The following is a 24,443-nucleotide window of genomic DNA, read 5'->3' on the forward strand; positions in this document are numbered from 1 at the left end:
GTACCTTATATAAGCTATTGTTAATTTAAGGTGTGACATGTTCGATATCTATGAGTATGCTAGCCGCAGATAGCAAAAAGCCACTTAACTCTATGAATTAAGTGGCCGTTTTGCGCTAACAAAACTTCAAGCAAAACAGTTTTAGAAAACCAGTTTACAGTTCTCTTGCAGTATAAAGCTCAACAAAAACACGCTTGTAGTTTTTTGCTAAACGATTCAAAAAATTTTTCATATTCATATCTCTACACAGTAAGTTTAATTGATGTGCGTAGATTTCAGCTTCGCCGGGCTACTTCACCGGATTAGTCTGCTTTCTCCTAAACACAGGGCTATAGTAAACTCACATAACTAAGGTATCAAACTAGAAAAATTTATTGTTGGGATTAGTTAAACTAATGGTTGATGTTATGGGTTTGGAGTGATTTAAGTTGCCACCTTGTTTTTTCCGCCTTAAAACAATGAGTTACACTTGGGGTGATTGTGGTGAGTGATTTTTAAAGGTAGAGATACTTATGTCTAAACTCTATTTTATGTAGTTTATTTGTAATGGTTAACGCTTTTATATTAAATCAGTGAAATATGTGTTTTTAATCTCAGGGATATACAGTCTCCTAACATGGTATTTCTGGCTCGTCAACCTTGGTGTAGGCCGAACTGTGTCCTTACCCACAAAACCCATGTTAAGCTGAGTGTTTGATTGATTTGAATCAATTGTGAATGGTATAAATTAAAAGTGGGAAAGAGATGTGGCAATGACTAAGTTGTTGATAATAAATATTTAGTGACTTTTTAATAGTACATTTGCTTCACTTTGTATCACAGATAAAGAGCATGTTGTGATTCGCGTCACTTCGAACTTGGTTGAGTCGGCCTTTGGGTCCGTTAACTCGACTAATTTATAATAAAATGATGTTTAGCCGCTTTTGCGTGTGAGTTAATGCGTAAATATAAAAATTCCTAAATAGGCATCTACTATGATTGATGGGGATCTAATCATGGCGGATGAATGCACCACCTAAGGAGTCACTAATGATTTTAGAAGAGGTTGTTGAGCTATCTCGCTTTCAGTTTGCGATGACAGCTATGTATCACTTCTTGTTTGTTCCCTTAACTTTGGGTCTCGCTTTCTTGCTGGCTATCATGGAGTCACTCTATGTGATGACTGGTAAACAGATCTACAAAGATATGACCAAGTTTTGGGGTAAGTTGTTCGGTATTAACTTTGCTTTAGGCGTGACTACAGGTCTTGCCATGGAGTTCCAGTTTGGTACCAACTGGGCCTATTATTCTCATTATGTTGGGGATATTTTCGGCGCACCTTTGGCTATCGAAGGCTTGATGGCTTTCTTCCTTGAATCCACTCTCGTTGGTATGTTTTTCTTCGGCTGGGATAGGTTCAGTAAGCGTCAGCATCTGGCGGTCACCTGGTTAGTTGCCTTTGGCTCTAATATGTCGGCGTTATGGATCTTGATTGCCAATGGCTGGATGCAGCATCCGGTAGGCTCAGTCTTTAACTACGAAACCATGCGTATGGAGATGACCAGTTGGGGAGATGTACTATTTAACCCGGTTGCTCAAGTTAAGTTTGTTCATACAGTTGCATCTGGGTATGTTGCTGGTGCCATGTTCGTCTTGGCTATCAGTTCTTACTATATCCTTAAAAAACGCGACCTGCCGTTTGCTCGCCGTTCATTCGCCATTGCGGCGAGTTTCGGATTAGCATCTATTATCTCCGTTATCGTGCTTGGTGATGAATCAGGCTATAAAGTCGGTGAAGTGCAGAAAGTTAAACTGGCTGCAATCGAAGCGGAGTGGCATACAGAACCAGCCCCGGCTTCATTTACCGCGATTGGCTTCCCTAATCAGGAAACCATGGAAACGGACTATGCGATTAAGATCCCGTTTGCAATGGGTATCATAGCCACGCGTTCTTTAGATGAACAAGTCACAGGTATACATGATCTGATTGCTGACCATGAGATACGTATTCGCAATGGTATCAAGGCTTATGCCATGCTGACCGAATTGCGTCATGGCAATGAAACTCCTGAACTACGTGCAGCTTTCGAAGAAGCTAAAGTTGATCTTGGTTACGGATTCTTGCTCAAACGTTACACCGACAAGGTAGTCGATGCGACAGAAGAGCAGATAGTCGCAGCGGCTAAAGACTCAATTCCAAACGTTGCACCTATGTTCTGGACCTTCCGGATCATGGTGGGCTCGGGAATGATTATGCTATTAGTGTTTGCTGCAGCGTTTTGGCAGAGCACACGTCATCGTATCGAAGAGAAACCTTGGGTCCTGAAAGCAGCGCTGTATAGCTTGCCTCTACCTTGGATTGCCATCGAGTGTGGCTGGTTTGTGTCAGAATATGGTCGCCAACCTTGGACCATTTCGGAAGTACTGCCGACCTTCATGTCTGCATCGAGTGTGAGCGTTGGTGATCTTTGGTTCAGTATCATCTCGATTTTGACCTTCTATACTGTGTTACTGGTGATTGAAGCTTATTTGATGATTAAGTTTGCTCGCATGGGACCCAGTAGCCTGAAGACTGGCCGTTATCACTTTGAAAATCTGGACGCCTGAAAGGAGATCTGATTATGTTTGATTATGAAATGTTAAGATTTATCTGGTGGGCGCTGATAGGCTTCCTCTTGATCGGTTTTGCCGTTACCGATGGTTTCGATATGGGAGTTGGTGCACTCTTGCCTATCTTAGGTAAGGATGACACAGAACGTCGTATCATGATTAATACCATAGCCCCACATTGGGACGGTAACCAGGTATGGCTAATCACTGCAGGTGGTGCACTGTTTGCCGCTTGGCCTATGGTATATGGCGTCTCGTTTTCGGGATTCTATGTGGCCATGATGTTGGTGCTATTTGCCTTGTACCTTAGACCAGTTGGCTTCGATTATCGTTCTAAAATTGAAGATCCAAGATGGCGTTCAGCATGGGATTGGGCACTGTTTATCGGTGGCTTCGTACCGCCGCTGATCATAGGTGTTGCATTTGGTAACTTGCTTCAAGGTGTACCATTCAACTTCGATGAGTATCTACGTGCGACTTACCATGGTGGCTTCTTCGGCTTGTTGAACCCTTTCGGTATTTTGGCGGGTCTTGTCTGCGTTAGCATGTTTATGTTGCAGGGCGCTACTTGGCTACAAATGAAGACTGAGAGTGAGTTGAGAGCCCGTGCCGCGAATGCAGCTCAGGTGCTAGCCTTCCTACTGTTTATCTTTTTTGGTGCAGCAGGTATCTGGCTGGTCAATGGTATTGACGGATATGTGATCACCTCTGTTCTCGATACTTATGGGGTTTCAGATCCAACCATTAAGACGGTTGCTGTGGAAGCTGGCGCTTGGTTGACTAACTATGATAAGTATCCTGTGACTATGATGTTCCCTGTACTGGGACTCTTGATGCCGCTACTAGTGATATTATCAAGTCGCTTGAATCGTTCTGGTTTTGCTTTCTTCTTCAGTTCTATAGGTGTTGCCGCAATTATCTTGACCTGTGGCTCAGCTATGTTCCCATTTGTAATGCCTTCGTCTTTGGATCCAAACGTGAGTTTGACCATGTGGGATGCCACTGCAAGTGAGAAGTCGCTAACTGTAATGACTTGGGCTGCGATAATCTTTGTTCCGATAGTGTTATCTTACACAATCTTTACTTACTATAAGATGTTCGGACGTTTATCTCGCAGTTTCATCGAAGACAACAAGACGTCACTTTACTAATAAGGAGCTTATTCTATGTGGTATTTAACTTGGATGCTTGGAGTATTGCTGGCGTGTTCATTCGCGATAGTCAACGGCCTTTGGCTTGAGACCACCGAGAACATGGATAGAGATACAGAGCAAAAAGATTAATTATTTATCGCTCTAGTCGATAATAAAGCCCCGCCCTTGAGAAAGGTGCGGGGCTTTTTATTATCTAGCTTTGAGGGTTTGAGGGTTTGAGGGTTTGAGGGTTTGAGGGGTTGGGGATTGAAGTGGAGGTTTGAGGGTGAGGCTAGGCGTTAAAATAATCAAATGGAGGAGCAGATTTCTATGCTCCTCCCTATGTTGATGCTAGTTGTGACTGGCCATAAGTTCTTTATCTTGCACAACTTTATCTTTTTTATGCCTAGGCTTCATCACTAGCTTATACATGGTTGGTACCCAGATAAGCGAGAGTAAGGTGGTGAGTAAGGTACCTCCGGCAATTGCGATAGCGAAGGGGGGCCAGAAACCGCCACCGGCGATAATCAAGGGCAGGAAGCCACCTATGGTAGTGATAGTGGTGGAGCCGATATGACGACCACAACCAGATACCACCCTGACTATTGTGTCTATATTGCCTTCTCTGGCATCACTCTGATCTTCAAGCTCCGCCAGGATGACGATAGCCGCATTAATGGCTAGTCCCATCAGTCCCAATAATCCGATGATCACGGTGAAGCCAAAGGGGTAACCGAACAGATAGACTGCCAGTAAACCAAGCCCCGCCGACTGCATCGCACTAAACAGAATAATGGCCGTTAGCCTGAATGAGTTAAATGACAGCACCACAGTTGCTAACAGTAAGGTAACGACCAAGACTAAATTAGACAGTAGGTTGCCTACGGCCTCATTTCGTTTAGCACTCTCACCACCGACTTCAATATGATAGCCCGCTGGCAAGCTAAGCTCGTCAATTCGCGCCTTGGCATCATCGAGTACCTGCTGAGGCAGCACGCCGCTGACAATATAGGCTTCTATGGTATTGACCCTCTGACCATCACGGCGAGGAATCGCGCCGCGACTGACTTGGATCTGGCTTTCGGCGAGGGCCGATAAGGGGATGCCTGTGCCAGAAGAGGATACCAGGTTGATCTCAGACAGCTTAGTCTGTTGCTCCCGGGTACTGTCTTGTAGCCTGACTCTTACGGGTATCGATTCAGTTTGCTCTAAGATGCTGCCGCCATTGATGCCGGTTGTGGCCATCTGGATTTGCTCGGCAATCTCAGTCAAATTAAGGCCGCTCATCATGCTGGCATCTTCATTGATCTGGAACCATATTTTTGGGGCTCCAGCGCTCAAGGTGGCCCGTGTGTGTATCACATCTGGGGTATCGCTCAAGATACGCCTGACTTCATCACCTATCAGCCTGAGTTGATCTAGGTTGGGGCCAAATACTCTTAGTTCAACCGGGGCATTGAAGGGAGGACCTTGCTCTAACTTTCTGACTAATATCTGCGCCTCTGGGTTGGCGAGATCTAGGGCTTGTTGCAACTCAGGTATGAGGCGGTTGGCGGTGTCGAAGTCTTCGACTTTGACCATGGCCTGAGCGTAATTGCTGGCGCCTTGTTGGCGTTGAAGTAGATTGTAATAGAAAGAAGGCGTATTGCCGCCTATGATCCAATCTATACGGGTCACGCCCTGAGTCTCTCTTAGCTGCTGATCCATTTGTTCAACCAGACGACGAGTACTCGCCACGCTCGCATGGGGGGGGAGATAAACTTCAATTTGGAACATGTCCCGGTCCGAGGGCGGGAAAAATTGTTCTGTCATCTGACCCGCAGCAATGAAGCCTGTGATGGGTAAGATCCCAATTAATAAGCCAGATAGCAAAGGCCGCTTGAGTGCCATGGTGAGTGAAGCGTTAAACAGCTTGCTCACTTGTGGCAAGCTTATGCCTGTTTGATACCATTTATCTTGAGTGCCATCGACACCAAAACGGCCCGCTAAGCCGGCTATCAAGGTGTGGGAGATGATGTATGACCCAAGCAGGGCAAACATGACAGAGATGGCGATACCACCGACAAACTCTCCGGCAGCGCCAGGCATAAGCACGATAGGGGCGAAGGCGAGCATGGTGGTGATGGTTGAGCCGCCTAGAGGTAACCAAAGGTGTTTGAGTGTAGCACTGACCGCCTCGACTCTTGATAAGCCCTGTTGTCTTCGCTGGGCGATGGCATCGACGATGACAATGGCATTATCCACCATGATCCCCAGGGCTACCACCAATCCTGTGACTGACATTTGATGGATAGGCAGGCCTACGTACTTCATGCAAGTTAAGGTGAATAACGCGGTGAGTGGCAGAGACAGAGACACGATAAGCGCATTGCGCAAACCTAAAGTCAGCATCAAGACCAGCAGAATAATAACGAAACCTAACAGCAGACTGCCCACCAGACCGCCGAGTCTGTCACTGGTATAACTCTCCTGATCGAATAGCCATTGTATCTCGATATTGGCCGGAACCGATGCCTGTAGCGCTTCAACTTCGACTCTGACTTTAGCCAACCAGAGATCTACCCGGGTATTATTGAGCATGCGGGCTGCCACCATCACACCTTGTTCTTGCTCTATAAGGGCGATGGAATTGGCTGGGGTCTTAGCTTGTTTCTTGATGGTCGCGATATCGCCCAAGCGGATAATCTGACCCTGTTCATCCACTTTTAACGGCACTCGGCGGATCCTCGAGAGTGAGTCGAGCTCTCCAGATACTTCAATCAGGGCTCTGAAGTTATTGTTATTAATCTCACCGGCAGACACCTTAGTATCGGCGTTACTGAGAATACGGGCTATGGATGCCGGGGTGAGTTTAAGCTGATTGACCTTGTTGCCATCGAGCTGTACCAATACCTCTTCGGTAGGGGCACCATATAGCTTGACGAAATCTGTACCGCTGAGCAGCCTGAGCTTACTCTGCAACTCTTTAGCGTAGCGGTTAAGCATGTCGGTACGAATTTCACCGCCGCCTTTCCACACCAGACCTAAAATTGCGGTACTTGCATAGCCAATTTGATCGTCTAGTAGTGGGTTTTGTGCGGCGCCAGGCAATACAGGTTTGGCATCGGCGATAAGATTTCGCGCCCTGGACCACACAGGATCTGTATCTTGGACACTGTCTTTAAGTTCGAGTTGAATAACCGAAATACCCGGCCTGGATGTGGATTGAATTAATTTAAGCTCTTCTAGCCTGCGCAGGCGATTTTCCAACACTTCGGTGACTAATGCCTCGACTCGCTCGGCAGATGCTCCAGGATATTGAGTGATGACCGAGGCGAAGCGGTTGGTAATATCTGGGTCTTCCATGCGGGGTAAGCTAGATATCGCGCCTAAGCCGGCCACAATCAAGAGGGCAATAAATAAGCTTGCTAAGCGTCCATTCTCTACTAAAGCTTTAACCATCTTGTTTACCTCGCAGCCGTAGCAGTAGATGTGGGTTTAACACGTTGGCCTGCGACTAACTTATGCAGGCCTTTATCGATATAAGCCTCATCCACATGAACCGCGCCTCGAATGAAGGCCATCTCATTCTTGGTATACAGGATCTCTATGTCCCTTCGCTCTATGTTGAAGGTTTCACGATTATCTTGGTGTAGTTCTGAACTCAGTACATACAGATTCCAAAGACCCCGTACGCCATCTGTTAGCGCCGAAATCGGCACCCAAAAACCTGCTTGATTGATCTCTTTTTCATAGGACAGATAGGCTATCTCACCATTGATCACCTTGGAATCTTTCGGTAAAGACAGGCGTATAGGCACGGTTCGGGTCACTGAATTGACCTCGGCGCCTATGCCTTCTATGAAGGCCCAATAATGGGTATTGGCTACCCGCAGTGATACCTTCTGTTTCGGACTCAGATGCAGTGCCACATTAACCGGCACCCCTATGATGGCTTGAGGATTATTGTGCTCGACTAAGGTGAAGATGGCTTTTCCTAAGGCAATGACTTCACCTAAGTTGACGCTTCTTTTGCTGATCACACCATCGAAAGGCGCGAGCAGGGATGATTTTTCTATTCTTAACCCATTGGCATACACGGCGGCCTTGAGTCTTTTTTGGCCGGCAATAAGGCTGTTGAGCTGGCCTTTGAGTTCATCTAAGGTTTGCTCTGAGGTGTATCCTTGTTTCTTCAGTTCCAGACTTCTGTTTAAGGTGCTCTTTGCCAGTTGCAGATCGGCGCTATTTTGTAACACGCTAGCATTGAGTTCATCTCGCTGGGCTTCGAGCAATCGAGTGTCTAATTGAGCCAGCAATTGGCCGAAATGAACCGAGTCGCCACTGTCCACGGCAATATGTTTAATTTTTCCTGCTAATTCAAATCCTATGCCTGTGGTGTTGCCTGCTTTAATCGTACCGGTAAATTCTTGAGTATGATGATAAGAGGGGGACAGGGTAAGCGTGGCGCTAGTCACAGTTTGCACTATGGGCTCGGCAGCATGCTGGGTTACCTCACCCTGGCAGGCTGAAAGAAAAACGGTAAACACTAGGCTTATTGAAACTCTCGAGTTGGAGATAACTGTTAAAATACTCATCCTGACACACTTCCTTGGTTAATCACGAGTTGCAAAAACGTTAAACTAGACTGTCTAGTCTATTTATAAGGAACTAGACTGTCTAGTCTACTTTGTGATTAAATGTGTCCAAATTATAAATCTTTGTTAAAAGAGACTTGTCCATGGAATCGATTACTCCAGATGTAAATTTAAGCCGAAGCGAGCAAAAGCGTTTGCAAATACTCGAGGCGGCTATCGAACTTTTTTGTGGTCAAGGATTCCCCTGCACCAGTATGGATGAGGTGGCTAAGTTGGCAGGAGTGTCGAAGCAGACTGTGTATTCACACTTTGGCAGTAAAGATGAATTATTTGTCGCATCGATAGAGTCAAAATGTGTGGTTCATCGCTTGGCCGAGGAGGTGTTTATCGATCCCAGTCAGCCTGAAGTGGCCCTGACTTCCTTTGCTGAGTATTTTGGTGACTTGATTGTCAGTCCAGAAGCCCTGACTGTATTTACTACCTGTGTGGCTCAATCGGAAACCCATCCGAGTATATCGGCACTATTTTTTGATGCAGGACCAGAGCATTTGCTCAGCTTGTTGAGCGATTATTTTGAAGACGTACAAAAAATTGGTGTTTATCAATTTGACGATTGTCGCAGCTGTGCGGTTCGTCTGTGTCTGATGATGTATGGTGAGATGAGATTAAAGCTAGAGTTAGGTTTAAACGCAGATGATCTGATAGAGGGACGTGCTAGCTATTTAACAGGTTGTATAACAATGTTTTTGAAGGCTTATAAAGCCTAGACTAATCGCTTAATTCTAGGGCCTGAGCCCTAAAATTAAGCCTGGTATTAGTAAGCAATTACTATTTGCCTAACATCTCTTCTTTGAGGCTATTCTGTGCAGGGCTGTCACCCAGCCAAATTTTCAACAGGGCCTGTCTAAATGCTTCGCCTTTAATCGTGTCCTGTGGGACTTCATTTTTATAGGCTGTGACGCCTGAGCTTTTACTGGTCACTAAGGTAAACTGGTCGCCCTTTATTATCTCCTCGCTAAACAGGGCCATAAATGCGTCTATTTGTACTTGGATTTCTTGGGTATTACCATCGGTCGCATCATCGAAGCCTTCTATAATGGCATCATGCATTTTTTCTGAGGTGATCATTCCCGAGGTGATATTTAATCGAACCGCAGACTCCTCGGCGGCTAAGACATTAGCCAAGTCATGGGAAGGTGAGGTTAGGTATAAACTTCCCACATAAAGATCGATAAAAAACTTACTGCGCACACCGGCACCGTTAAGCTGAAGCTGGTTATCATTGATAACAATTTGTTCGGCGACATTTATGTCGGATATTTCACGGGCATTGACCTGACTGCTCAAAGCAGCGCTGACAATGACGGCACTCATAAGTGTGCCTAGTGCGGCTTTAGTTAAAGAATCACTGAAGGACTTCATATAATCTCTTATCTAGTTGTTATTTGCTTATGGGATCTGGGCCTGGTTTAAAGTCGGCTCATCAACCTCTATGGCCAATCTGATATTGACCCTCTTGGTTGAACAGTGCCGCTTGCTTGTGTTTGGTGGAGATTAGCAGTGGCCCGTCATCGAAGAAGAGAAAGCATTTCCAATTGCGTACAAACACATCCCAGCGAGTCTCGATAACCTGATACTTCTCATAACAGAAATAGACGGGAGTATTATCGGTCCAATCGAAATGGGCGGCAAATATCTCAGGTAGTGCAGCTTCTTCACTGTCCCAAGTACTCTGCCAGTCATCGGTTTCTATCCAGGCATCGGCTTTAGCGGCCCAGTCGCCTTTAGAGAACTGTTCCGTACAACTGCTACGGTTACTGATCCACTTGTTCCAAACTTCCATCGCCCCTTTCTGATCCAGCGGCTTGATAAACGCTTTATCTTCATCGGTTACAGGCAGATCTTTATGGTTAAAGATCCATTTACGTTGGTATTGCTCTAGGGGGATGTAGGTATGTGCCAAACGACTCTCCAGACCCATATATGGTCAGAATTAATTTAAATTGAATTCCGCGATTATACAGACTTGGACAGGATTATTAAATCGCTTCCAAGAACCAAAGGAAAATTATGCGTGTTGATTGTCTGATATTTGCTTGTTGGGTCAGTCGTTACTGGGATGTCACAGGATTTAAGTCTAGGACTTTAGGCCGTTGTTACCCATAAGCTGTTAGGTTATAGCCAGCAGCTTATGGGTATGAGCTAACAATAGCCAGTAACACAGGAGTATCACTGCAGTATCTATGTGCAGTAAGATACTGTACTAAAACATAGAATTAGGGCTTAGATTGCCAGGACGAGTGTTTAGTTACTTGACACTGCCGCTCAAGAGTCGAAGATAGGTAAGTTACAGATCCTTAGAACTAGTAGAGATAGAAGAGTTCTCAGGGGAGGAAAGACGAGAGCGGCTTAATGTAAGTGTAAGTAAAAATTAAAACGATAAGGAATGATATGTTAAAGCTGACAAACTCTATATGTGAAGCGCTTATTTGTGGTGATTGGCGTTTAATACTTGTTGAATCGCTTCATGGAAACAATAATGTTGTACGTCGATGCCCAGAATGCCATGGGTCTATTAAGTTAATGAAGCAAGGGAAAGACGGCCAGAGGGCACATTTTGAGCATGATAAAAGAAACCCTAGTTGCAGCCTTGGTGATTCGATGGGCAAGAAATTAAAATATAACCATATTTCAGTAACGGTTTCAGACAAAGATAGAAAAGCCAGCACATCATTTGAAGATTTAATGGCTTTTTGTATCGATAAAGATACCGTTATCAATGATGGCGATATAACCGAAGATATCATTGAAGTGCTCGCTTCTCCTCTGTCTGATTCAGAGAAGCGACAAGAGATAAATGCTCGCATAGGCCAAGGTAAGTTTCGACAAAATGTGATCCAAGTTTGGGGCAGTGACTCTTGTGCATTAACGCTAACCCCAGTCAATGAGATGCTTATAGCTTCCCATATAAAATCCTGGCGCAACTGTATTGACACTAATGAAAGGCTGGATGGTGCAAATGGCATTTTGTTGTGCGCGCATATAGATAAGCTTTTTGACAGACATCTGATCACCTTCAATAAAGTCGGTATGGAATACAGAGTCAAATTTAGTAGCCAGTTGGATAAATCTTTGATGACGCAATTGGGAATAAATGAAAGGGATGCACTGGCGACTAGCAAAATGAAGTCAGCCGACCTTGAAAAATTTGAGGATTACCTGTCTTTTCACCAGAAAATATTTGCTCAACTAAATGAAATAAATACCCTTTAGGCTAAATTTTTAGCACGTTTTTAGAGTAAATTTATAGGACAGACATTTTTCCAAGTGCTGTCCTATTTTTCTGTTCAACCCCCAGTGGGCAGCGACTTTGTTATTTCTCATCCTTGCTTGGTGTTAAATCTATAAGCCTAATATGTCGGCGTCATGGTGCTAATCGCTAATCGCTAATCGCTAATCGCTAATTCCTAATTTATTCTTCAATATCTTGTTTCCATGACTCTTGCGAACAATGGGCAAGATTTCAGTAGTCCCTCATGTTTTAAACTAACCACTCATATTAAAACTAACCACAAACGCCCAATTACTGTGTTATCAAAGCGGTACCGATACAGCTAAATGTTCTCCCCTAAGCTGTGTAACTTGTTTCTGAGAGCGAAAAATCATGCTTTTTTATTTGAGGCCCCAGCAAGTTTCTGGCTATTAAGTATGTTTTTCTATTAAAAAGCTGGTTTGCATAGATATCGAGTGCATCTACCGCTTGGGGACGCTATCCCCTTGTTTTCTTAATAATCACAATGCATCTTCTTTTAATAATTGCGCGTGACGCGCGTCGTGTTTTTACGTTAATTTAGATGTTGATCTTGATTTAAGTGATGAATATCGATCGAGTTCAAAGAGTGCGTGCTTATATTTGTATCTACTTGAACCTTAATTTTATTACAATTATAATTCGATAACGATAATCGTTACTATTTCGATTCAAAACCATACTTAATGAGCGACAAATGGAAAACAAGACTTTTAAATTATCTCTTATCATTGCGGCAATATATCCTCACCTATCTTACGCAGCAGATTCAATAGAAGTTAACGATACAGCTGCCATGGAAGTTATCGAAGTTCATGCTTATCGTTCTAATTACCAGAATGAAGAAACGACCTCAGCATCTAAAATGGCACTTTCACAGTTAGAAACTCCTCGAGCCATACTTACCATTGATAAGAAATTAATTGAAGATCAGCAAGCAACGTCTCTCAGTACAGTATTAAAGAATGCATCAAGTACACAATCCATAATGGAATCCGATGGACATGAAGCATTTTCTATTCGTGGTTTTGAACTATCTACAAACGAGGGTTATTTAAGGGATGGTGAACAGAAGTATTCATTAATTCAAGAACCCGTTGAGATGTACGAAAGTGTAGAAGTCCTTACCGGTCCTGCCGGTCTTCTTTATGGTCAATCTGCACCCGGGGGCTTAATTAATATGATAACTAAAAAGCCCATGTATCAAAATCATGTATCTATGACTCAAGATATAGGCGCTGATAATTTTTATCGTTCTGTGCTGGATGTAACTGGGCCTCTAACAGATAAAATTCGTGCCCGTGTAATAGCATCTAAACAATCGCAAGATTCATGGAGGCACTATAAAGACGGTAATAGCCCAACGACAACACGAAATCTGTTCGCTGTTATGATTGATGCTGATCTGAGCGATGATACTATGATATCCCTTAGATTTGATGATAAAGAGCAGAATGGATTTAACGATTCCGGAGCTATATTCGATGAGAAAGGCAATTTACTGGTCAATAAAGACGTAATTTGGGACCAACCATGGAGCGTCAACAATAAAGACGAGACTAGCTATGGCTTGAAACTTGTGCACTTCTTTGATTCGGATTGGAAATTTTCTGCTAGTGCTCATCATCTTGATATGAAAAATGATGCTCAAACGGGATCGCCTAAAGCTGAATCAATTCAAAGTGATGGCAGTTATATGATTTCAGCTGGTAATCGTCATAATAGCTATAATGTAAACACAGCCAGTTTTGATCTTACTGGAGAATTTGAAACGGGAAATATACAGCATCGTTTATTGGTAGGGTCTAATTTAGTTGATCATTCATATAAGCGTAGAAGTAGTTATGGTGCGATTGTAGAAGCAAACATAAACCCAAATACAGGCATTCCAGGAATACCCACAGATTACCCATCACCAGAAAGCAGTAATCAATATGACCGTGAAACGTATGGTATTTATACTCAAGACTTAATTACGTTTAATGATCAATGGGAAATTCTTGTGGGTGCCCGATACGATATTTACGTAAAACATAAGTCTAAGGAAGATGCTGAACTAGGCAAAGGAGAGGACAGAACCTACACAAATGTATTGCCTAACTTATCAATAATGTATCACCCTACAGATAACACTACGATTTACACTACCTATTCGGAGTCATTTCAACCTAAGGATCCTGTAGATAGTATTACAGATGCTAATGATGGTATGGAACGAGATCCTGAAATGGGTTTATTATATGAAGTTGGCTTTAAGTATAAAATGAGTGAGGCCTTGTTAACAACTTCTATATTTCAAATTAAAAAAGAAAACATATCTATAACCACTAAGCCTTATGTCGATCCAGATGATTCAAGTATTGATAGAATTACACAGCAACAAGGTTCAGAAATTCATAATGGTATTGATATTAATTTAACGGGGCGGATACATCCACTTGTCACCCTATCTGCAGGCGCTGCTTATATAGATGCAAAATATGAAGATCAACCTGAAAAAATAGGTGTTCACCCCACAGACATCCCTCACTTCAAAGCAAATGCTTGGGTCAATTATGCACTGACAAATAAATTAGATCTCAATCTTGGCGTTTATTATACCGGCGACAGTTATGGTGATAATAAGAATGAAGAAGATAAAAATGAGGCTTATACACTATTAGATTTTGGTGCCATATATCGCATGAATGTAAGTGAAGATCATGATGTAAAATTACAATTTAAAATTAATAATATACTCGATGAAGACTATGTAACGGGTGGAGATTATAGCGGTAAAGAATTTGGTCGTGGAAGGAACTACATATTAACTGGTACCTATCAGTTTTAATGTAAGGGATAACTCACTGGGTAGGCTAGGGCAGAGATTGTTCTGTTTTAAACTACCCAGTTAAATTAGCATTTTCCCCGCCAAGGCGCTTTGCCTCACCAAGGCGCCTGGCAATCAAGGAGCTTTGGTAATCAAGGAGCTTAGGCCATTCAGAGGGGGATTTCACTATTAGTGAGGGATTTTATATTGGCTGATGCCTAGCCTCTATCTGCTGAGCCCAACAAGACGCCGACCTTAACAAGACACAGACCTAACAAGACGTTAGTAATCTAATACAAGCGGCGAAAGTAAACGCTCACTACCAGCCAGGGTGCAGTGGCGTGCTTAAGACAGCTCAACAACCCAGCCCAATAAACAAGCCCAGAAAGACAACCAGACAACCACAATCAGACAATCAGACAATCAGACAATCAGAATCTGAAGTAAGCAGCGAAAGTAAACGCTTACTAATCGGCACTGTTACGGCGGCAAGACCATTACTTGCCACCTTGATTTTCAGTTACCAGCTCACTATCGCCTTGCGCCTTTATACAACTTAATGAGTCAGATTTCGTAACCAGACTCGATATTAGATGGCACGTTAACGAGTACAGCCTCTTTTTTCGAGATCTAAATGATGTACTTATTTCCCATGTTGAATGTGTTTTTGATGATTATATTTGAACCTGGAATGAGCTCATCTAAACATTGCATCCCACTATCCCCTTTCGATTTATAAAATTCTAAAACTGCCTCACATTTGGCTTTGTCACTATCAAAATAGCTTGCCGTTGGGAACGATTAAGCACTGCTGATTTCTCCTAGCCCTCTTGATAGCCCATGACTTGAGACAAACCATTGCCAGTAGGTGTGTGATGCGTGGCGGTAAGGTTTTATTTCAGAATACAAACCACCTGTAAACCATGAGGTCATAGCCATCTGTCGTTAGGCAGAGCTGAGGTCTAAACAAGAGTTAGCAAGAGCCATCATCAACGCCAGTACCTATGCTCACTTAGATGGTGAGCCATCTCGGATAGAGGAGTAGGGCAGAGCTTGGCATCACCACAGCTGAGTTGTTCTTGTATTATCAACTGATGTTCAAGGAGCGGAGGTCGATAGGTTACTAATATTCTGTGACTGCTAGTGTAAATGCTTGTGTAAAGAGCTGAGATAGATCAGCTTTCAGAGAAGGAGAGCTGTTTTCTGCATTAAGTATCGATTGATTTAGTTTGTGTTTTTTTAAATTTTTTAAAGTAAGAGCTTAGCTTTAATGGGTAAAGTAATTGACCAAAAATATTACCTCCAACATTGTAAGAAATTCCTAAAGGTATATTACAAAGACTTGGTACTCTATAAGTGCCAAAAGCACGATCAAAGACAGAAAATACAGTCGCAAAGTTAGTATTGTAAGCCGCAGGTTCATTAGCATGATGCCATTGGTGCATTACTGGTGATACAAATACTTTATTCCATGCACCATAATTCCACGGCAGGTCAGCATGAATAAAATAGCCGTAATAGTGGCGTACTAAACTATTGGCTACTAGAGAATAAGGGGGGAATCCTAGGGATATTAATAAACCAGCATCAATTATAGTGGTCGTCACACGGTTAAACGGATGGAACCTTTGCAGGGTAAGCCAACTCATATTAGTGTCTGAATGATGCATAGCATGTGAAGGCCAGAGCATACGAGAGTGTTCAAGTCTATGTCGCCAATAACCTATAAAGTCACCACAAAAAACAGCGGAGAGTATAACCAGCCATTCTGGAAGAGACTCCCAAAATTGTGAAAAGGCCTCAACAACGTTTATTGAGTACAACCACCCAAGATTAGTAAAAGTGAATGAAATTAAAACTAAGTTAAAACACATGATACTAATATTAAAAATACTATTAGGTAAACATGTACGAAAGGCTGTTAGTGCAGACTTTCCCTTTACAAGGTAGGCAAGCAAGCAAAAAAGTACTGTAGGAAGACTTAAGCTCTGAAGGGCGGTGACTATACTGGCCAATATACTGAAGAGCTCATCTGTCATTGATCATTCCTAACCTTTTTTTAAATTTGAAGCTATCCATCCATTTAACCATATAAGCTGAGGCGTTAACAAGGTTGTGGGAATGTTGAAGCTAAGTTGCCACGCGCCAGTTTGCTATGAGCACTTGTAAATTAGGGAGGGGGGGCGCGTTGTTAATCAAGGGATTTCTACAGAGTCGAAATTCAACCTCTAAAGTAAACATTAACCAGATTAGATGCGGCTGAGGGTATCAGATTCAGGATGTTTTCCTAACGGTCAGAGAAGGCTTTATAACGCCTCGAAGAACAGTCTAAAAATAAAGAGGGAACATTTTGCGAGCCGCAGGCTATAGGTAAAGCTGAAGTAATCTAATTAAGGAAAACGAATAGGGAACAATAAAGCTAGATAGGCAAGAAAAGAACTGCTGATCAAGTGTCAGTGACACTTGATAAATTATGGTCTCCCCACAGGGACTCGAACCCCGATCGATCGCTTAGGAGGCGACTGCTCTATCCTGTTGAGCTATAAGGAGACGCCTGTGATTATACTGATTTTCGCCTCAATGAAAAGAGGCGATGAAAAGCTAATGAGTTCAATTGCTTGTTTATCATGCGATTCAAGTCATTAATTTATATTTTTGGCTACATTTTTATCGCCAAGTCATTAATTTGCACGTTATAAGAGGCATTTCTATCCACTAGAATTGCCGTGGCAGTTTTTTCGGTGACTTGGTCAATTCTAATTTCTGCAGGACTTTTCCCCGCGACTGCGCGCATTTTATCGAAACGGTCGGTGAAGTTTTGTTGCAGTACTAACTGAAACTTATCGCCGACTCGGATGCCGTGGCGTCGGCCTAAGTTTAAAATGACTCTGTCATGCTGCTTAGCGATGATTTGTCCTAATACCGGGCGGCAGCTCAAGCTGCTATCTATATCTTCCACCACATTGGCTAAGACCTTATCGATACTCTTGCCATAGGCTGAAGCCCAAAACCTGTGATGATTCGAGAGGACGGTTTCTTGGCGTTCAAATTCCCAAGGAGAGGAGGTGATGTATGACTGGCTCCATATCTGTTCGCCACTGATCCCATGATAGAGGGATAGCCTGATGTGAAATTGACGAATGGGATCACTGTGCCATAGGCCTAACATCTGGCTTTCGGCTGGATCGGTCGATATATCGATAATCTCAGGTAAAAGCACATATTGGCTATCGGTGATTTCGCTGAGCCAGCTTGGTAGGCGGTATCCTCGTATATCCACGAGTGCTTGTTCGACATCTAAACGTTCGTCGGCATGGATATGTACAAAGCTGGTCAGTGACTGGGCTTGCAGTGCATCACCTAATCGCTGGGATAGGTCTTTTTCAAAAAAACCGATATTACCGTAGCGTAATTGAGCCCTATCTTGAATTAAAAACTGAGGCACTAGTATGGCGGCTTTTAGTTGCTGGCTATCACATTGTAAGCCTTTTGATTCCATGACATCGACTCGGAGCATTACGGTCAGTTTTTGGCCCTCTATGAGCTCGTTGACTAACTCCACTCTGTTAGCTTGGGCCTGGTTTGTGAGAGAGAAACTGTCTTGCACCAGTTGTCCATTGAGGACTTTTTGAGTGCTGGTGAAGTTGGCACCATTTTTTAGTGTGGCATAGGTTAATGCCTGCTCTATGGCATCTTCCCGGGCTTTGCTTATGTTACCGTCGACAATATTTGCCTGACCTTTGACCACTATCCATGCAGCGCTGATACTTGAAGAATAAGTGATAAAACTGAGCAAAATTATTGCGAGGATAATTTTCATGTTAGGTGTCCACTTCCAAATCTATGATGGCGTTCTCCAAGTAGACTATCGACTTAAAAAACGGGTTTAACTCATGGGCTGAACTTATGGGCTTAGCTCATGGGTTTAAATAATGGGTTAATACAGATGATTTGAAATGGTAAGTGTCGCATTTCTGACACTCGTTAGCTCAATCTGCCCATTATCTTGCTGGTAACACTAATTAATAACGATTAAAGCGTTATTAATTAAATAAGCAATTAATATGCCACAACCTGGTTGAGAACCGGGCTAGAGGCTGTACTAAGCTTGTGCCTAAGTCGGCGTGTATCATATCTTGCTCTGTGTGCAATAACTCAGCTTTAGCTTTGTATTATTACGCCGATAAACCTCTATTAGGTAAAACATATCTCTAGTGTATTTCTGACTTGAATAATGATGGCGTAATATTTGCTTGAATCTTACCTTGAGTCATAGATTCTATCCTGCTGGTCAATGGCACTTAGATACACATTGTCCGGCAGACAATGGTGATATTGGCATTTTTAAAATAGTTAAAGACTCGAGTCTGATGCATGAGTCAGATAATTGAGGTTTACGTGATCATCCGGGAATTAAGTATGCGTAAGACACTAGTATTTATTGCCGCGTTACTCTTGAGTGCGTGTGCAAATAGCGGTGAAGACCAGTCAACAGATAACCTTGAACGAGGCAATCAGTTGCCGTCCACATCGGCCATGAATCATTTATCTGAGCAAATTGTCAGAGAGCTGGTTGAGCAAAATGACGAACTCAGGAGTGATCAGCCTCTGCTGGTTGCAACCCCAGTCTTGTTAGACTCATTTAATCAGACAAATGCGTTTGGATTACAGCTACAACAAGGTTTAATTGCCGCCTTACATGGGCGTCAGTTTAACTTGGTGGATATCAATGTGGGTGACAATATCAGGGTGACTCCCCAAGGAGACTTTCTCCTGACTCGAGATTGGAAGAAGTTACCTTCAGGAATCGCTGTGGAGCATGTTGTGGTGTCGACTCTGAGTATGAATACTAAAGGGATAGTGGTTAATTCCAGGATAGTGAATATTACCAATAATCGCGTGGTTTCGGCATCACAGGGAGCATTTAATATCAGTGAATTACCTGGCTACCTGAAAGCATCGGAGACCATCACCTCACGAGATGGTTTGTTATACAGAGATCCCGTTAGAGGATTGCAGCAAGTTCAAGTCATAGGTGGTTCACAATGAAAAAATGGCTAATCCTAACCTTAATGTTTATCTCAGGCTGTGCGTCACAGGACAGGTATATAGAGTGGGAAACCCAGGCTCCTGATAGCTTTCCTAAATTAACGGCAATAGGCTATGCACCATTAGATACTCAGCCTGCCCAGTCTCAAGCACAAAAAGTGGTAATGGCGATGCAAGCCTCTAAAATTGCTGCATACAGAGAATTGGCCGAACAGGTGTTTGGCCAGCAGTTGTCAGCAAGCAGTAGTGTCAATGACTGGATGTTATCTAGTGATAGCATTCAAGCTTCGGTATCTGGAGTGATACGTGGTGCTAAGGTGGTAAAGAGTTATCCTGCTGGGGATCATTATGTGACTGAACTAGAGTTAGATTTTTCCTTGGTATGGGCCTTGTATCAACAGCAAAATAGACCGCAAAAAATAAAAGAGATCACTTACTTTTAAGTATTCTTAGTTGGAGACAGGAAATTACCAGTTTTTCTGTCTTCGATTGTCTTATCTATCCCACATTCCTCTCTCACCCTTAGCCGATTTTGTTTATGGCTTTCTTTGGCAGCTCACTCCTAGCTCACTCTATAGTTTGGTCCATAAACCAGTGGCTGGCTTTCTTTGATGACTTCTTGGCATAATCTGGCTAATGGACCTCTAGTTAATGAACTTCTAATTAATAGGCTTCCAATTTATAGGCTTCCAATTTATAGGCTTCCAATTAACGAGCGGTCTAATTAATCAACAGCCTAGCTAATGTACTTCTCGATTATCTAGTTTATGCACTGTTTAGCTAATGAGCGTTTCAATATAAGGGGATTAGGCTTAACTTAATTTGAACCCTTTGAATCTTTTGAACACGTCTAAGACATGGCAGTGACAGTGTTTGGAGTTTAGCACTCTGAGTCCGGTCTAGGAGTCGCCTGGTCATTATGGGGTTATGACATGTTTACTTAGCTGGTGGGGTTCGAGCTTAGAGTCTCAGCGCAATTTTGAGCCTTTGTAGACTATAGGGAAGGGGGAGCGCTATGCCTGGGGCACCAAGAGACAGTTAGGCTTGTATATCATTGCCTAAGGTAGATATCGTCGAGGTCTTACCCTTGCCGTTATAGGTTAAACTAGAGGCATTGCGGCTAACTTGCAGGGCCTGGGAAAATCGATTCATGCTTGCGATATTCAGTTCTATCAGGCTGGAGTTTTCACTGTTCAATTGTTTGCATTCATCCAGCAGGTTTTTGGCCGATGTGACTCGAGCAGACAAGTGTACATCACTGATGAGTAAGGCCTTATCAGCATGGAGAGATAAAGCTTCATCTTTGCGTTTTAGCTCATCGAGTAATCCAGCTTTGGCGCTTGCCAAGGAAAGTAGACTATCTGCATCTTGATTGGTCAAGGCAGTTGTCTCATCTTTGATGATTACTTTTAGCTTGTTAAGCAGCTCGAACTGAAGTTCGACGATGTCGTTTATCTGACTCATAAATTACTAGTTCATCCCCTTTAAGTCATTTTCAAACTGAGCTATGTTAGTCGCCAGTTTTTCAGGATCAATCTTATAGCGGCCTTCTGCGATTGCCAGCTTTATTTCTTGAACTTTCTGTTCATTAATTTCTGGAATATCATTCATTTTGGCTTGAGTGCTTTGTAGTTGTTGTGCCTGAGATGTCAAAGACACTGAGTCACTCTTGGGTGGTGTGCTCAGAGAGTTGACGGCGTCATCATTGGTTTTTTCACTGCCCTTATGTGCAGGGGACTTGCCAATGTGAGTGTTTACTGCTGTGTTTACTTGCTTAATATCAATAGCCATATTCGGCTCCAACAATCAAAAAATAAAAGAACATAATGGTATATCGGCAGTGTTTCCCTGAGCTTTAATAAAATTCAAGAAAACTTACATTCTGACTTCGACCTTGCCAACATCTATGACTCTCGCATCGACAGTCTTATGGGAATAGGTATTCTTAATACGAATTCTATCACCTAAATTCCCATCCTGCAGCGCTTCTCCAACGGTTTTTATTTCGAAGTTATCTGTGCGTGCAAAAATTGAGACTGAATCACCTTTACAAACGAAGCAGAGATTATTACTGAATATAGGTTGGTTAGCAGGCGTTCTTCTTTTCACCCTAGTACCAACTACCTCAGCAAGATTGTTGAATTGCTGACCTCTTAAAAGGGTTTGCTCGACATATTTGATGACGATGTCGCCTTTTGCGATTAAATCTCCTGGGCCCAATGTCTGTCTGGCGACCACAACTGGATAGAGAATATCGACTCTCACTGAGATGAAAATCTGCCATGGGTAATCAAGTTGTGGACTTTTGCAGGTTATTTTTATGGTGTTATTGCGTTTAATCGCTCTATTACTAGCCAATTCTGCTTTTACTGGTGGAAAGCACAATGGTGGCTTAAGCCGTGTATCTAGACTTTGCGGGGTAATGTTTACTCTTGCATGGTCTGCAACATCAATTTTTTCTTCGACAACCCCTATAGCTAATTGAGATATGGCCGATAGAGTAGGCACAATTGCAGCTTGTGTGCTTAAAGCGTGATTTGACAAAAACATCAAAGAAAAGAGGACATATTTTACTTTCATAATGAATAGACTAGCTTGATGAGCTAGATTACACCTATACTTTCTTAGTGACCGAAAATTTCGCCTTTTCTTATAATAAACTTAAGGCGCCATAAACTTGACGATAAAGGGTCAAGTTGTGAGATATTTAACACTTGTTAGTAAGTAAGCAATTAGTATGCCTAGTACTCGTAAAGCCATGAGTTTTAGGTGACATTTAAAAGACGACAAGGCAAGCGCATTATGTCAAGCATTCTTGAGTCAGTGAACAAACGAACACAGTTAGTCGGTCAGAACCGTTTAGAGTTATTGCTATTTAAACTCAATGGTCGTCAAAGGTTTGGTATCAATGTTTTTAAAGTAAAAGAAGTTCTTCAATGTCCTCCTCTAACCAGCCTGCCTAAGTTGAACCCCAATGTGAAAGGGGTTGCTCATATCCGTGGTAAAACAATTTCGGTAATCGATTTGAGTGCGGCTACTGGCGGTCGTCCGGTTGAAAGCACTGAGAATTGTTTCATTATCATTTCTGAGTACAACAGGAGTGTGCAAGGCTTCTTGGTCTGTTCGGTTGAGCGGATCATTAATATGAATTGGGAAGCCATTTTACCACCGCCAAAGGGGGCTGGAAAGTTCTCATACCTCACGGCAGTGACTGAGATTGAAGGTGAGTTGGTTGAAATACTCGATGTGGAGAAGATCCTCGATGAGATTTCGCCGGTTAAAACTGAGATAAGTAAAGAAGCCGATGAGCAGCTGACCTTAGACAGGGAAAAACATTTCCATATTATGGTTATTGATGACTCAGCAGTGGCCCGTAAACAGATCATTAGGGCATTAGTTTCATTAGGTTTGCAGATAGATACCGCCAAAGATGGCAGAGAAGCACTGGAAAAACTAGTAGCAATCGGTGCCGAAATGGACGATGTATCGACCGAGATCCCTCTTATTATCTCAGACATTGAGATGCCAGAAATGGACGGCTACACTTTAACTGCAGAGATTAGAGACAACCCTAAGTTGAAGAACATTAAAGTTGTGCTGCATACGTCTTTAAGCGGGGTATTTAACCAAGCTATGGTCGAGAAAGTCGGTGCAAATGATTTTATTGCCAAATTTAATCCAGATGAACTTGCGGCAGCTGTTAATAAGCATTTGAGTCTATAATGATTATGAGTAGAGCCTTGGGGGGATATTAATCTTGTATATTATGACTCGCTCATGTATAAGCTGCGCTAAAATTGAATCTCGTTATGCTGAGTCTAGTTTAAACCCTATAGCTGTTTTTTTGATATTAGGATATCAAGGTGCCAAATAAATCACTCGCTGAAACCGAATACACACAATTTAGATTATTCCTGGAGCAACACAGCGGTATAGTGCTGGGCGATAATAAGCAGTATCTTGTACGCAGCAGGTTGGCGCCTTTGATGGGCCAGTATGACCTGCCATCGCTTTCTGAAGTCGTTAGGCGTTCAATGAAACCCACAGAGCGTCAGCTTAGGGCTTCAGTTATAGATGCCATGACGACCAACGAAACCTTGTGGTTCCGAGATCGTTATCCTTTCGAGCTACTATCGAATGTGCTTTTACCTGAGTACTCTAAGCTGGGACGTCCACTTAAGATTTGGTCGGCGGCTTGTTCGTCGGGTCAAGAACCTTACTCTTTAGCTATGACAATCTTAGAGTATCAGCAGAAACGCCCTGGTACCTTGCCTGGAAGTGCATCAATTTTAGCCACAGACTTGTCACCCTCTATGCTAGATAAGTGTAAGGGTGGCGATTACGATAATCTAGCCTTAGGCCGTGGCTTGTCAGATCAGAGAAAGCGTCAGTTTTTTGATTCTACGGATGCTGGGACTATGGTCATTAAAGATAACGTGAAAAAGTTCATTAACTTTAGAGCCCATAACTTGCTTGAAAGTTATACATTACTAGGGAAATTTGACATCATTTTCTGTCGTAATGTGTTGATCTACTTTGCGCCGGAGGCAAAGGCAAAGATATTGCGGCAATTTGCTGCCGCTTTGAACCCCAAAGGCATACTCTTTCTTGGTGCTTCCGAGTCGATTGCTGGCTTAACCGAAGAATTTGATATGATCAGATGTAACCCAGGTATCTATTACCAGAAGAAAACTTAACTCTTTGGATTGCCTGCGTTTATCGCAGGCAGTCTAGTATGATGTCGTTATCCGCACCACTCTTCATATGTTTATCTACTCGCCTACTAAGACGCCAAAGCCTTGGCTCTTATTGCTATGCAGGGCCACTTCTAACCAAGCGAAAACTTTATCATGCCGAGATAGTTGAACTTGTCAGTATTGGTAGCTTGCCTGTTCAGTGTTCATTTTCATTAGACTGTCAGTGGCTTACTGCTAAGTAATCTTGTCGAATACGCCGCCACCTTTTTTTATGGCACAAGT

Annotated in this window: 19 protein-coding genes and 1 tRNA gene; 10 read left to right on the plus strand and 10 right to left on the minus strand. The window is 42.9% G+C overall.

Annotated features, from left to right (window positions below; translation table 11 throughout):
• Positions 1 to 1,029: 1,029 nt before the first annotated feature.
• The 3 genes from SVI_RS06420 to cydX are packed head-to-tail and all read left to right on the plus strand — an operon-like array spanning position 1,030 to position 3,872.
• Positions 1,030 to 2,586: a cytochrome ubiquinol oxidase subunit I gene (locus SVI_RS06420; RefSeq protein WP_013050669.1), complete on the plus strand. Its 1,557-nt coding sequence runs from the start codon at positions 1,030 to 1,032 to the stop codon at positions 2,584 to 2,586.
• Positions 2,587 to 2,600: 14 nt separating this feature from the next.
• Positions 2,601 to 3,740 carry a cytochrome d ubiquinol oxidase subunit II gene (gene cydB / locus SVI_RS06425; protein ID WP_013050670.1) on the plus strand — a complete coding sequence of 380 codons (1,140 nt, stop codon included), beginning with the start codon at positions 2,601 to 2,603 and terminating at the stop codon, positions 3,738 to 3,740.
• A 15-nt stretch (positions 3,741 to 3,755) separates the two neighbouring features.
• Positions 3,756 to 3,872 carry a cytochrome bd-I oxidase subunit CydX gene (gene cydX, locus SVI_RS20890; RefSeq protein ID WP_013050671.1) on the plus strand — a complete coding sequence of 39 codons (117 nt, stop codon included), beginning with the start codon at positions 3,756 to 3,758 and terminating at the stop codon, positions 3,870 to 3,872.
• Positions 3,873 to 4,073: 201 nt separating this feature from the next.
• Here the strand turns inward: cydX and SVI_RS06435 are convergent, their stop codons facing one another.
• Together SVI_RS06435 and SVI_RS06440 are read right to left on the minus strand one after the other, a co-directional pair.
• On the minus strand, positions 4,074 to 7,163 hold the full coding sequence (locus tag SVI_RS06435; RefSeq protein WP_013050672.1) for an efflux RND transporter permease subunit: 3,090 nt from the start codon (positions 7,161 to 7,163) through the stop codon (positions 4,074 to 4,076).
• A gap of 5 nt (positions 7,164 to 7,168) precedes the next feature.
• The gene (locus SVI_RS06440) at positions 7,169 to 8,296 is read right to left on the minus strand and encodes an efflux RND transporter periplasmic adaptor subunit (protein ID WP_013050673.1); all 1,128 of its coding nucleotides are present in this window, start codon (positions 8,294 to 8,296) and stop codon (positions 7,169 to 7,171) included.
• 143 nt (positions 8,297 to 8,439) lie between these two features.
• Between SVI_RS06440 and SVI_RS06445 the strand changes: the two genes are divergently transcribed.
• Positions 8,440 to 9,063, plus strand: coding sequence for a TetR/AcrR family transcriptional regulator (locus tag SVI_RS06445; protein ID WP_041419748.1), 624 nt, complete (start codon positions 8,440 to 8,442; stop codon positions 9,061 to 9,063).
• A 61-nt stretch (positions 9,064 to 9,124) separates the two neighbouring features.
• Here the strand turns inward: SVI_RS06445 and SVI_RS06450 are convergent, their stop codons facing one another.
• Both SVI_RS06450 and SVI_RS06455 read right to left on the minus strand, forming a co-directional pair.
• A complete protein-coding gene (locus SVI_RS06450) occupies positions 9,125 to 9,718 on the minus strand; it encodes a chalcone isomerase family protein (RefSeq protein ID WP_013050675.1) in 594 nt (197 codons plus the stop codon).
• Between the two features lie 61 nt (positions 9,719 to 9,779).
• Complete coding sequence (locus tag SVI_RS06455; protein WP_013050676.1) at positions 9,780 to 10,259, minus strand: DUF2947 domain-containing protein; 480 nt, start codon at positions 10,257 to 10,259, stop codon at positions 9,780 to 9,782.
• 488 nt (positions 10,260 to 10,747) lie between these two features.
• On the opposite strand from SVI_RS06455, the gene SVI_RS06460 reads away from it, so the two are divergent.
• Positions 10,748 to 11,569: an HNH endonuclease gene (locus SVI_RS06460; RefSeq protein ID WP_013050677.1), complete on the plus strand. Its 822-nt coding sequence runs from the start codon at positions 10,748 to 10,750 to the stop codon at positions 11,567 to 11,569.
• Between the two features lie 734 nt (positions 11,570 to 12,303).
• Positions 12,304 to 14,436, plus strand: a complete 2,133-nt coding sequence (locus tag SVI_RS06465) for a TonB-dependent siderophore receptor (protein ID WP_013050678.1) — start codon at positions 12,304 to 12,306, stop codon at positions 14,434 to 14,436.
• Positions 14,437 to 15,623: 1,187 nt separating this feature from the next.
• Here SVI_RS06465 and SVI_RS06475 read toward each other — a convergent pair.
• From SVI_RS06475 to SVI_RS06485, 3 genes are all read right to left on the minus strand, one after another.
• Positions 15,624 to 16,454: a sterol desaturase family protein gene (locus tag SVI_RS06475; protein WP_013050681.1), complete on the minus strand. Its 831-nt coding sequence runs from the start codon at positions 16,452 to 16,454 to the stop codon at positions 15,624 to 15,626.
• A 435-nt stretch (positions 16,455 to 16,889) separates the two neighbouring features.
• Positions 16,890 to 16,965 (minus strand) — tRNA-Arg (locus SVI_RS06480).
• A 109-nt stretch (positions 16,966 to 17,074) separates the two neighbouring features.
• Positions 17,075 to 18,235, minus strand: a complete 1,161-nt coding sequence (locus SVI_RS06485; RefSeq protein WP_013050682.1) for a flagellar assembly protein FlgT — start codon at positions 18,233 to 18,235, stop codon at positions 17,075 to 17,077.
• Positions 18,236 to 18,834: 599 nt separating this feature from the next.
• On the opposite strand from SVI_RS06485, the gene SVI_RS06490 reads away from it, so the two are divergent.
• Positions 18,835 to 19,464 carry a FlgO family outer membrane protein gene (locus tag SVI_RS06490; RefSeq protein ID WP_013050684.1) on the plus strand — a complete coding sequence of 210 codons (630 nt, stop codon included), beginning with the start codon at positions 18,835 to 18,837 and terminating at the stop codon, positions 19,462 to 19,464.
• Complete coding sequence (locus tag SVI_RS06495) at positions 19,461 to 19,907, plus strand: LPP20 family lipoprotein (RefSeq protein ID WP_013050685.1); 447 nt, start codon at positions 19,461 to 19,463, stop codon at positions 19,905 to 19,907. The genes SVI_RS06490 and SVI_RS06495 overlap by 4 nt, the downstream gene beginning before the upstream one ends.
• Before the next feature lie 595 nt (positions 19,908 to 20,502).
• Here SVI_RS06495 and SVI_RS06500 read toward each other — a convergent pair.
• The 3 genes from SVI_RS06500 to flgA all read right to left on the minus strand — a co-directional run bounded on the left by SVI_RS06500 (position 20,503) and on the right by flgA (position 22,044).
• The gene (locus tag SVI_RS06500) at positions 20,503 to 20,928 is read right to left on the minus strand and encodes a flagella synthesis protein FlgN (protein ID WP_013050686.1); all 426 of its coding nucleotides are present in this window, start codon (positions 20,926 to 20,928) and stop codon (positions 20,503 to 20,505) included.
• A 6-nt stretch (positions 20,929 to 20,934) separates the two neighbouring features.
• The gene (flgM, locus tag SVI_RS06505; protein WP_041419749.1) at positions 20,935 to 21,255 is read right to left on the minus strand and encodes a flagellar biosynthesis anti-sigma factor FlgM; all 321 of its coding nucleotides are present in this window, start codon (positions 21,253 to 21,255) and stop codon (positions 20,935 to 20,937) included.
• Positions 21,256 to 21,339: 84 nt separating this feature from the next.
• Complete coding sequence (flgA, locus tag SVI_RS06510) at positions 21,340 to 22,044, minus strand: flagellar basal body P-ring formation chaperone FlgA (protein WP_013050688.1); 705 nt, start codon at positions 22,042 to 22,044, stop codon at positions 21,340 to 21,342.
• Between the two features lie 222 nt (positions 22,045 to 22,266).
• On the opposite strand from flgA, the gene SVI_RS06515 reads away from it, so the two are divergent.
• Positions 22,267 to 23,187 (plus strand): chemotaxis protein CheV, encoded by a 921-nt coding sequence (locus SVI_RS06515; RefSeq protein ID WP_013050689.1) that lies wholly within the window; start codon positions 22,267 to 22,269, stop codon positions 23,185 to 23,187.
• Positions 23,188 to 23,321: 134 nt separating this feature from the next.
• Positions 23,322 to 24,161 carry a CheR family methyltransferase gene (locus tag SVI_RS06520; RefSeq protein WP_172634456.1) on the plus strand — a complete coding sequence of 280 codons (840 nt, stop codon included), beginning with the start codon at positions 23,322 to 23,324 and terminating at the stop codon, positions 24,159 to 24,161.
• Positions 24,162 to 24,443: the final 282 nt, after the last annotated feature.

Origin of the sequence: Shewanella violacea DSS12, assembly GCF_000091325.1 — a bacterium.
In the GTDB taxonomy this organism is placed as follows: domain Bacteria; phylum Pseudomonadota; class Gammaproteobacteria; order Enterobacterales; family Shewanellaceae; genus Shewanella; species Shewanella violacea.